The 7,448-nt window shown below is 66.8% G+C and carries 8 protein-coding genes and 5 tRNA genes; 6 read left to right on the top strand and 7 right to left on the bottom strand.

Going from position 1 to position 7,448, the window contains the following annotated elements; translation table 11 throughout:
• The first annotated feature begins 136 nt into the window (after window positions 1-136).
• A complete protein-coding gene (locus QMZ26_RS21095; RefSeq protein ID WP_200734483.1) occupies window positions 137-508 on the top strand; it encodes a hypothetical protein in 372 nt (123 codons plus the stop codon).
• Window positions 509-610: 102 nt separating this feature from the next.
• Here QMZ26_RS21095 and QMZ26_RS21090 read toward each other — a convergent pair whose 3' ends face one another.
• Window positions 611-1,699, bottom strand: coding sequence for a DUF5694 domain-containing protein (locus QMZ26_RS21090; RefSeq protein WP_283222579.1), 1,089 nt, complete (start codon window positions 1,697-1,699; stop codon window positions 611-613).
• A 166-nt stretch (window positions 1,700-1,865) separates the two neighbouring features.
• Between QMZ26_RS21090 and QMZ26_RS21085 the strand changes: the two genes are divergently transcribed.
• From QMZ26_RS21085 to QMZ26_RS21075, 3 genes are all read left to right on the top strand, one after another.
• A complete protein-coding gene (locus QMZ26_RS21085; protein ID WP_108746898.1) occupies window positions 1,866-2,141 on the top strand; it encodes a hypothetical protein in 276 nt (91 codons plus the stop codon).
• 15 nt (window positions 2,142-2,156) lie between these two features.
• A complete protein-coding gene (locus QMZ26_RS21080; protein ID WP_283222578.1) occupies window positions 2,157-2,567 on the top strand; it encodes a GNAT family N-acetyltransferase in 411 nt (136 codons plus the stop codon).
• A gap of 269 nt (window positions 2,568-2,836) precedes the next feature.
• On the top strand, window positions 2,837-4,675 hold the full coding sequence (locus QMZ26_RS21075; protein ID WP_283222577.1) for a methyl-accepting chemotaxis protein: 1,839 nt from the start codon (window positions 2,837-2,839) through the stop codon (window positions 4,673-4,675).
• 64 nt (window positions 4,676-4,739) lie between these two features.
• Here QMZ26_RS21075 and QMZ26_RS21070 read toward each other — a convergent pair.
• Window positions 4,740-4,825: transfer RNA gene (locus QMZ26_RS21070), tRNA-Leu, on the bottom strand.
• Between the two features lie 138 nt (window positions 4,826-4,963).
• On the opposite strand from QMZ26_RS21070, the gene QMZ26_RS21065 reads away from it, so the two are divergent.
• A complete protein-coding gene (locus tag QMZ26_RS21065) occupies window positions 4,964-5,344 on the top strand; it encodes a response regulator (RefSeq protein WP_283222576.1) in 381 nt (126 codons plus the stop codon).
• A 15-nt stretch (window positions 5,345-5,359) separates the two neighbouring features.
• On the opposite strand, the gene QMZ26_RS21060 is transcribed toward QMZ26_RS21065, so the two are convergent.
• Window positions 5,360-6,316, bottom strand: coding sequence for an SOS response-associated peptidase family protein (locus QMZ26_RS21060; protein ID WP_283222575.1), 957 nt, complete (start codon window positions 6,314-6,316; stop codon window positions 5,360-5,362).
• A 76-nt stretch (window positions 6,317-6,392) separates the two neighbouring features.
• Between QMZ26_RS21060 and QMZ26_RS21055 the strand changes: the two genes are divergently transcribed.
• A complete protein-coding gene (locus QMZ26_RS21055) occupies window positions 6,393-6,809 on the top strand; it encodes a GNAT family N-acetyltransferase (RefSeq protein WP_079222271.1) in 417 nt (138 codons plus the stop codon).
• A gap of 60 nt (window positions 6,810-6,869) precedes the next feature.
• Here the strand turns inward: QMZ26_RS21055 and QMZ26_RS21050 are convergent.
• The 4 genes from QMZ26_RS21050 to QMZ26_RS21035 form a co-directional block, all read right to left on the bottom strand.
• Window positions 6,870-6,945 (bottom strand) — tRNA-Glu (locus QMZ26_RS21050).
• A gap of 47 nt (window positions 6,946-6,992) precedes the next feature.
• A tRNA-Ala gene (locus QMZ26_RS21045) sits at window positions 6,993-7,068 on the bottom strand.
• Between the two features lie 184 nt (window positions 7,069-7,252).
• Window positions 7,253-7,328, bottom strand: a tRNA-Glu gene (locus tag QMZ26_RS21040).
• Between the two features lie 44 nt (window positions 7,329-7,372).
• Window positions 7,373-7,448: transfer RNA gene (locus tag QMZ26_RS21035), tRNA-Ala, on the bottom strand.

The raw sequence follows: 7,448 nt of genomic DNA, 5'->3' as shown, positions 1-7,448 counted from the left end.
CGGCCCCGGCGGTTTTGTGGGGCCCCGGGGGCGGGGCCCCGGGTGTCCTGGCTGGTTTGGTTTCTGGGGGGGGGGGGCGGGGGGGGCCCCCCCCCCCCCCCCCCCCCCCTCGACTCTACCAATGGCGAGGGTGTTGATGTTTGCGTGGGACGAAACCGCGTTCCTTGAATTGTTCGGCGTCGCACCGCAGGTGGACACGTCCGAGGGTATCGACGTGCAGGTCGCCCATGCGCAGGGCAGCGTGAAGCTGCAGCTTGGCTTCAATGCGCTCACCGGCGATGTACGCGTGCAGGTATTCGCAGCAGGGCAGGGCGAACCGGTGTTCGACGGTTGTCTGGCATCCAGTCCCGGCGCCCGCGTCGTCCGCAACGCGGGCGCCGAGTTCGTCGAGATCGGTGGTGCCGGCAGCTGGCCGCATGCGCGTGGCTACGACATGCAGCAGCCCTTGGCGCATGGGCTGCGCGTGTTCGTCTCGCCCGCGTTGATGGTCAAGACGTTCGGCCCGTAGCGTCGAGCTTGCTCGACTGCTGTCGGCCAGAATCAGTCGAGCAAGCTCGACTCTACGAGGCTGGCAGTCGAGCAAGCTCGACTCTACAGACAGCGTGCTGGCTCAGCGCAGTACCGGCTCCACATCCACCAGCCGCACGTCATGCATCTGGTCGAGGTAGGCCTCGTAGTACCACTTGTGTGACGAACCCACGATGGCCAGCATGCGCGTGCCCGGATGTTGGCCGAGCACGTCGCGGATGTTGGCGACCATGCGCAGGTTGCGCGTTTCCCAGTAGCCCACGTAGTTGCGGCCGAAGCCTTCCGGCGACGGTTCGACCAGGGCAGCGCCGAAGTCGCTGTCGTAGACGTTCTGCGCGGTCTGCGGGGAATTCTCGTGGCGGTAGAGGGCCAGCACGCCGCCTGGCTGGGCCACGTTGTCATCGAAGGGAGCAGAGGCCGCGCGGCGAGCTTTGCTGGCGGGGTTGTCCCACGCGCCGCGGATGGCCTTTGCATAGGCCTTCTGCAGTTCCTTCGGGGTTTCCGTATCGGCGGTGTGGTCATCCACCGACCACAGGCGTTCCAGCCCCAGCCGCGCGGCCAGCTCGGCGGCGACCAGGTTCACCTCGTCCTTGTGCAGCACGCGTGCATCCAGGAAGGCGACCAGTTCCGGGGTCAGGCTGTCGGCCGCGCGGCGTTCGCTGCTGGGCAGGCGCAGCCATTGCACGATGGCCGAACCGCGTTCGCCGGCGGCCAAGGCCACCGCCGCCAGCCGGCGCCGCTGGGCCGGCGTGGCGTCCTTCGGCCATGTCGCCAGCATCCGCTCCATTTCGGCATTGGCTTGCGGTACATCCAGTCCGGTGGCGGCCTGTGCCGGTGCGGTGTCGACGCAGTAGGTGCTCACGCTGTCGGCGTAGCGGGTCGGGCTGCGGCGCATGAAGTCGCATTGCAGGCCCGATACGTTCTCCACTGCGATGGCCGTGGGCTGCCATGCCTGCAGGCGCGACAGCAGCGGCTCCAGCATCGCCGGCTGGAACGAATCGGGCAGGGCGGAGAGATGCGGGCTGCCCAGAACCAGGACGTCATTCATGCGGCCGGCAGGCGGTCCCTTGTGCTCGCCCGGATGGAAGGCGGGGCGATAGGGCGCATCAGCGGCGCCGGCGGCGGCACTGCACAGGCTCAACAACAAGACACACGCGCGACGTTTGAACATGGGCTTCTCCCTGCAATGGATGCATCCGTGATGTTGGTGATGCTGCACGCAGCGACGCGCGATGTAATGGGTCGTTGGTCATTGCAACCTTCCCGGCGCAGCGCGCATCGCTGTAACGGCGGTGGTGGTCCACAATGGCTGCTGCACCCTGGAAACGAACATCGACATGGACGCTGCACTCCCCATCGTGACGATCGCTGCACTGCTCGGTGCCATCATCGGCTTCGTCGGGCCGCTCGGCTGGCGCTGGCAGCTGCTGCGGCTGTCGCCGGCGCTGCTGCTGCCGGTGGCACTGCATGTCCTGCAGCACACGTCGTGGATCTTCGGTGGCGGCGGTGGCTGGGTGACGGCGGCGCTGCTTGTGTGGGTGGGCAGTCTCGGCTACCTGCCGGCCGTGCTGGCCATTGCCGTGCTGCGCTGGATGATGTGGCGTCAACGCTGACCGCGGAGAAGCACGATGCTGGTAAGAGTAGGCAATCTGGACGAAGCCCTGCAGGTGCTGCAGGGCGTGCACGAGCTGGGCCAGGGACGCACCCATGCCACCTATGCACAACGCCTGGCCGGGCGCCGCCACCTGGTGCTGGTGGCCGAGCAGGGCGGTGAACTGGTCGGCTTCAAGGTGGGTTACGCGCTCGATCGCAGGCGTTTCTACAGCTGGGTTGGCGGCATCCATCCGGCCCATCGCCGCCAAGGCATCGCCCAGGCGCTGCTGGAAACCCAGCAGCGCTGGGCAGCCGCGCAGGGTTACGGCTGCATCGAGGTGAAGACCTCGCAGGCCTTCCCGCAGATGGTGGCCCTGCTGGAGCGCAATGGCTACCAGGCCCAGGGCGAGGCCGGGGGCAAGCTGCTGTACCGCCGGGCATTGTGAAGGCGCGGGCCGTGCAGATCGCCCTAAAGGTGGCGTCCGGCCCGCCGATAACCTGACTGGATCCCGCTCCTGCCTTTCGCTGCTGGACTCCAGGCCCCCGACGGGCGGCCCGTGCTGTGTGTACCGCCTTCCGCAGTCCGCAGTCCAGCTTTACGCGCAAGACGAACAAGGACGCTTCCCCCCCGCGCGTCTGCAAGTCCAGGCAATTGATGGCCCCGCCGGGCATCCGCCCGCCGGATTGCATTTCATTGGACTCCGAGGAACCCACGATGCTGATGCCAGGCTTCACGGCGGGTGAGCAGACGCCGGCCGATTCCCATTCCCGTTACTCACCCTGGCGCCTGCTGCTGGGCGCGCTGGGTGCGCAGCGCACCACCTCTGATGTGTCCGCGCAGGACCGCCGGCAGGATGAGCTTGCCGCACAGGTGGCTGCCCTGCATCGCGTGCAGGCGGTCATCGAGTTCGCCCTCGACGGCACCATCCTGCAGGCCAACGACAACTTCCTGCAGGCGGTGGGCTACCGCCTTGATGAGATCCAGGGCCAGCACCACGCCCTGTTCGTCGATCCCGAACATGCCCGCAACGCCGAATACCGCGAGTTCTGGGCGCGACTGGCGCGCGGCGAGTTCGACGCCGGCCAGTACCGGCGCATCGGCAAGGGCGGGCGGGAGATCTGGATCCAGGCTTCGTACAATCCGGTGCTGGATCGCCAGGGGCGGCCGTACAAGGTGGTGAAGTTCGCCACGGACATCACTGCGCAGAAGCTGCAGGCCGCCGATTCGGCCGGCCAGCTGGCGGCCATCGACAAGTCGCAGGCGGTCATCGAGTTCAGCCTGGACGGACGCATCCTGTCGGCCAATGCCAACTTCCTCGCCGCCACCGGCTACACGCTGGAGGAAGTGCGCGGCCGGCACCATTCCCTGTTCGTCGAACCCGACCAGCGCGAAAGCGCCGAATACCGCCAGTTCTGGGAAAAACTGGGCCGGGGCGAGTACGACGCGGGCCAGTACCGGCGGCTGGGCAAGGACGGGCGCGAGGTGTGGATCCAGGCGTCCTACAACCCCATCCTCGATATGAACGGTCGCCCGTTCAAGGTCGTGAAGTACGCCACCGACATCACCGCGCAGGTGCATGAAAACCAGGCCACCCAGCGCGCCGTGGCGCAGACCCGCGAAGTGGTGGCGGCCGCAAAGCAGGGTGACCTGACCCACCACGTGGACATGACCGACAAGCGCGGCCCGATCGCCGATCTCTGCGAGGGCGTCAACGCGCTGGTGGAGGCCATGGCCGGCATCCTCGGCCAGATCAAGTTCGCCGCCGACACCATTGCGGTGGGCGCGAGCGAGATCGCGCAGGGCAACAACGATCTGTCCCAGCGCACCGAGCAGCAGGCCGCCTCGCTGGAGGAAACGGCGGTGTCGATGAAGGGCCTGGCAGAAACCGTGCAGCGCACCGCCACCCATGCACGCCAGGCCAGTGAACTGGCCGGTGGCGCGGCGGAAGTGGCGGCGCGCGGCGGCACCGTGGTCCATGAAGTGGTCTCGACCATGGCGGTGATCAACACGTCCTCGCGGCGCATCGTCGACATCATCGGGGTGATCGACGGGATTGCCTTCCAGACCAACATCCTGGCCTTGAATGCCGCCGTGGAAGCCGCGCGCGCGGGGCAGCATGGCCGCGGCTTCGCCGTGGTGGCCACCGAGATCCGTGAGCTGTCGCAGCGTTCGGCCAGTGCGGCCAAGGAGATCAAGCAGCTCATCGACGCATCGGTGGCCAACGTCGGCGCAGGCACCGCACATGTGGAAAGCGCGGGACGCACCATGGATGAGATCGTGCGCGACGTACGCCGGGTCAGCGAACTGATGACCCAGATCAGCACGGCGGCACAGCAGCAGAGCGACGACATCCAGCAGATGAACCAGGCCGTCGACCTGATCGACCAGGGCACGCAGCAGAACGCGGCGCTGGTGGAGGAGGCTTCGGCGGCGGCGCGCAGCATGGAGGAACAGTCCGCGCAGCTGCTGCAGACCGTGGCCGGGTTCCGGGTGGATGCGGGGCAGGGCGGTGGAGGCGCGCAGCGGATGCCGATGCTGCGGGTCGTGACCTGACGCCGGGGCGGAAGCGCCTGCAGCAACGCAAAAGGCCAGGTCGATGGCCTGGCCTTTTGTTCGATGGTGCCGGTGAAAGGACTCGAACCTTCATGGGGTCACCCCCGGCTGATTTTGAGTCAGCTGCGTATACCATTCCGCCACACCGGCAGCAGCGGGCTAGTGTAACCGAGCCCGGCGGACCTTCATAGAGGCGCCTCCGTACAGGGCCGGAAGCCCGTTGATTTGTCGGTAATGGCTGGGCGATGGCTATACTGGATCCGGTTGACAGGCGCCGGAGGGAGGCCCATGACTGCGTTGCAAGGCCTGCGGGTGCTGGTGGTCGAGAACGATGAGATGAGTGCCGCCCTGCTGCAGATGCAGCTGGTGCAGGCCGGCGCGGTGGTGGTCGGTCTGGCCGAGACGGTTGCCGAGTCGTTGCGCCTGCTGCAGGACACCTCGCCGGACGTGGCCCTGCTGGATTACCGGCTGGCCCGCAACGAGACCAGTGAGCCGGTGGCCGCTGCCCTGGCCGCACGCGGCGTGCCCTTCGTGCTGGCCACCGGCATGACCGCCGATCAGCTGCCTGCATCGATGCGCGGCGGCGTGCTGCTGGTCAAGCCCTACCGGTCGGCGGATCTGTCGCGGGCATTGGTGCGCGCGGTTGGCCGTTCCAGCGCCAGGGCCTGACCGCCGGGCTCAGGCTCAGGCCGCCTCTTCGTAGACGTAACGCAGATCCTCGCGGTCATCGAGGATGGCGTACTGCGTGGCCAGCTGGTCCGGATCGGGGTTGAGCCAGGCATCGAGGTGTTCCAGCCGGATCGGCACCACGCCGCGGTCATGACCGGCGGCAGCCACGTCGGCCGGCGGTGCGTCGGTGATCGCGGCGAAGGACAACAGCCGGCCTTCCGGGCCTTCCCACTCGGCCCACAGGCAGGCCAGCAGCAGATCACGTGGCGGGTCGGGGCGGAATTCCAGCACCACGTCCTGTTCCTTTTCCCCGGTATCCAGGCTGCGGCCGGCCATGGCATGGCGCGGCACGTGCTCGTAGAACGCGCTGACCACCACCACGCCGTGGCGCAGGCCGAAGGCGCCGCGCCAGTAGCCTTCCAGGCTGTCGCGGCGCGCGTTGTAGGTGCCCGGGTAGAGCACGTCGTTGCGTGCGGGCTTGTCCGGCAGGCGGCACTGGTAGCGCATCGGCTTGATCACCCGCTGCCCGTTTTCGCTGACCATCACCGGCGCGTAGGTGCCGGGGAAGATGCGGTTGTCGCGCGGCAGCAGCTGCACCCGGTGCAGGTCGTCCAGGCGTGCCTGCGCGCGTTCGATGCGGTTGCTGGCCACGCGCAGGTCGTTGCGCGCTTTCTGTGTCGGCCGCGTGGCCAGGGTGGCGTGGGCGATGTCGCGCCGTTCGCTCTGTTTCAACAGCTCGGCCTGCAGCGCCTGCTGCTCCTCGGCATGCCACTGCTGGATCTTCGCCACGATGTCGCGGCCCTGCCCGGTGCGCGCGCCGGCAAAGCCATCGTCCATCGCTTTGGGTGTCTTCGGCCGCTTCTTGCCGGGATCGTGCGCATACAGCTCGGCAAATTCTTCCAGCGACAGCACGGCGCCGTATTCACGGACAAGCTTGGCGTAGTCGGCGCGGATCAGGGCGGAGTAGCACATGGGCGTTCTGTGGGCGAAGGTCGCAGCGACTGCGACGTGACTACGGCAGGATAGCCTGACCACCTGGAGATGACGCATGAGTGATTCGACGACCTGCCAGTTCCGCGACGGCGTAGCGACCGTGGAGGACTACTGCCAGCTGCGCCTGCTGGCCGGGCTGAGTGCGAAGACCGCCGAGGCCGCCAGCCGCGCGCTGCCCAACACGCTGTTCGGCGTCTGCGCCTACCAGGGAAGTGAGCTGGTGGCGATGGGCCGGATCGTCGGCGACGGCGGTTGCCACCTGCAGGTCTGCGATATCGCCGTGTTGCCGCGGTTGCAGGGGCAGGGGCTGGGCAAGGAAGTAATGCGGCGGCTGGATGCGTGGATGCAGGCGAATCTGCCGCCGTCGGCCTATGTGAGCCTGCTCGCCGATGGCGAGGCGCATCGCCTGTACGCGCAGTTCGGATTTGCACCCACCGCACCGGCGTCGGTCGGCATGTATCGGCGCTTCTGAACTCGATGCCTGGATGACAGGCAAAGAAAAACCCCGGCCGAGGCCGGGGTCTTCAAGAATTGGCGTCCCCACGGGGATTCGAACCCCGGTCGCCACCGTGAAAGGGTGATGTCCTAGGCCTCTAGACGATGGGGACGCACGAAAAACTTCAAGTTGTAGAACTTCGACGGCCTAATGTCGAAGTGGTGGAGCCAAGCGGGATCGAACCGCTGACCTCCTGCATGCCATGCAGGCGCTCTCCCAGCTGAGCTATGGCCCCGTGTTACCGAGCCGCCCATCTTACCAACGTATTCACCTTTGTGGAAGCTTTTTTTTCGCTTTCTTCGTTCTGGTCCACCTGAGCCACAAGGGCAGGGGAACCACAACGCCACAACCTGAACGCCGGTAGGCGGTGAACAAAAAAGACCCGGTTATCGGCCGGGTCCTCGTTGTTCATGATGAGTTGGCGTCCCCACGGGGATTCGAACCCCGGTCGCCACCGTGAAAGGGTGATGTCCTAGGCCTCTAGACGATGGGGACGCAGAAAATCTTCAATTGTAAACTTCGACGGCCTAATGCCGAAATGGTGGAGCCAAGCGGGATCGAACCGCTGACCTCCTGCATGCCATGCAGGCGCTCTCCCAGCTGAGCTATGGCCCC

The organism is Stenotrophomonas sp. PFBMAA-4 (assembly GCF_030053215.1).
In the GTDB taxonomy this organism is placed as follows: Bacteria; Pseudomonadota; Gammaproteobacteria; order Xanthomonadales; family Xanthomonadaceae; genus Stenotrophomonas.
Note: the sequence above shows the minus strand (reverse complement) of the source record. Positions and strands in the feature narration are given on the sequence as shown.

Coding starts and splice junctions, on each gene's coding strand:
- QMZ26_RS21065 (WP_283222576.1), top strand. CDS start 4,964: ATGACTGCGTTGCAAGGCCTGCGGGTGCTGGTGGTCGAGAACGATGAG.
- QMZ26_RS21085 (WP_108746898.1), top strand. CDS start 1,866: ATGGACGCTGCACTCCCCATCGTGACGATCGCTGCACTGCTCGGTGCC.
- QMZ26_RS21080 (WP_283222578.1), top strand. CDS start 2,157: ATGCTGGTAAGAGTAGGCAATCTGGACGAAGCCCTGCAGGTGCTGCAG.
- QMZ26_RS21090 (WP_283222579.1), bottom strand. CDS start 1,699: ATGTTCAAACGTCGCGCGTGTGTCTTGTTGTTGAGCCTGTGCAGTGCC.
- QMZ26_RS21060 (WP_283222575.1), bottom strand. CDS start 6,316: ATGTGCTACTCCGCCCTGATCCGCGCCGACTACGCCAAGCTTGTCCGT.
- QMZ26_RS21055 (WP_079222271.1), top strand. CDS start 6,393: ATGAGTGATTCGACGACCTGCCAGTTCCGCGACGGCGTAGCGACCGTG.
- QMZ26_RS21095 (WP_200734483.1), top strand. CDS start 137: ATGTTTGCGTGGGACGAAACCGCGTTCCTTGAATTGTTCGGCGTCGCA.
- QMZ26_RS21075 (WP_283222577.1), top strand. CDS start 2,837: ATGCTGATGCCAGGCTTCACGGCGGGTGAGCAGACGCCGGCCGATTCC.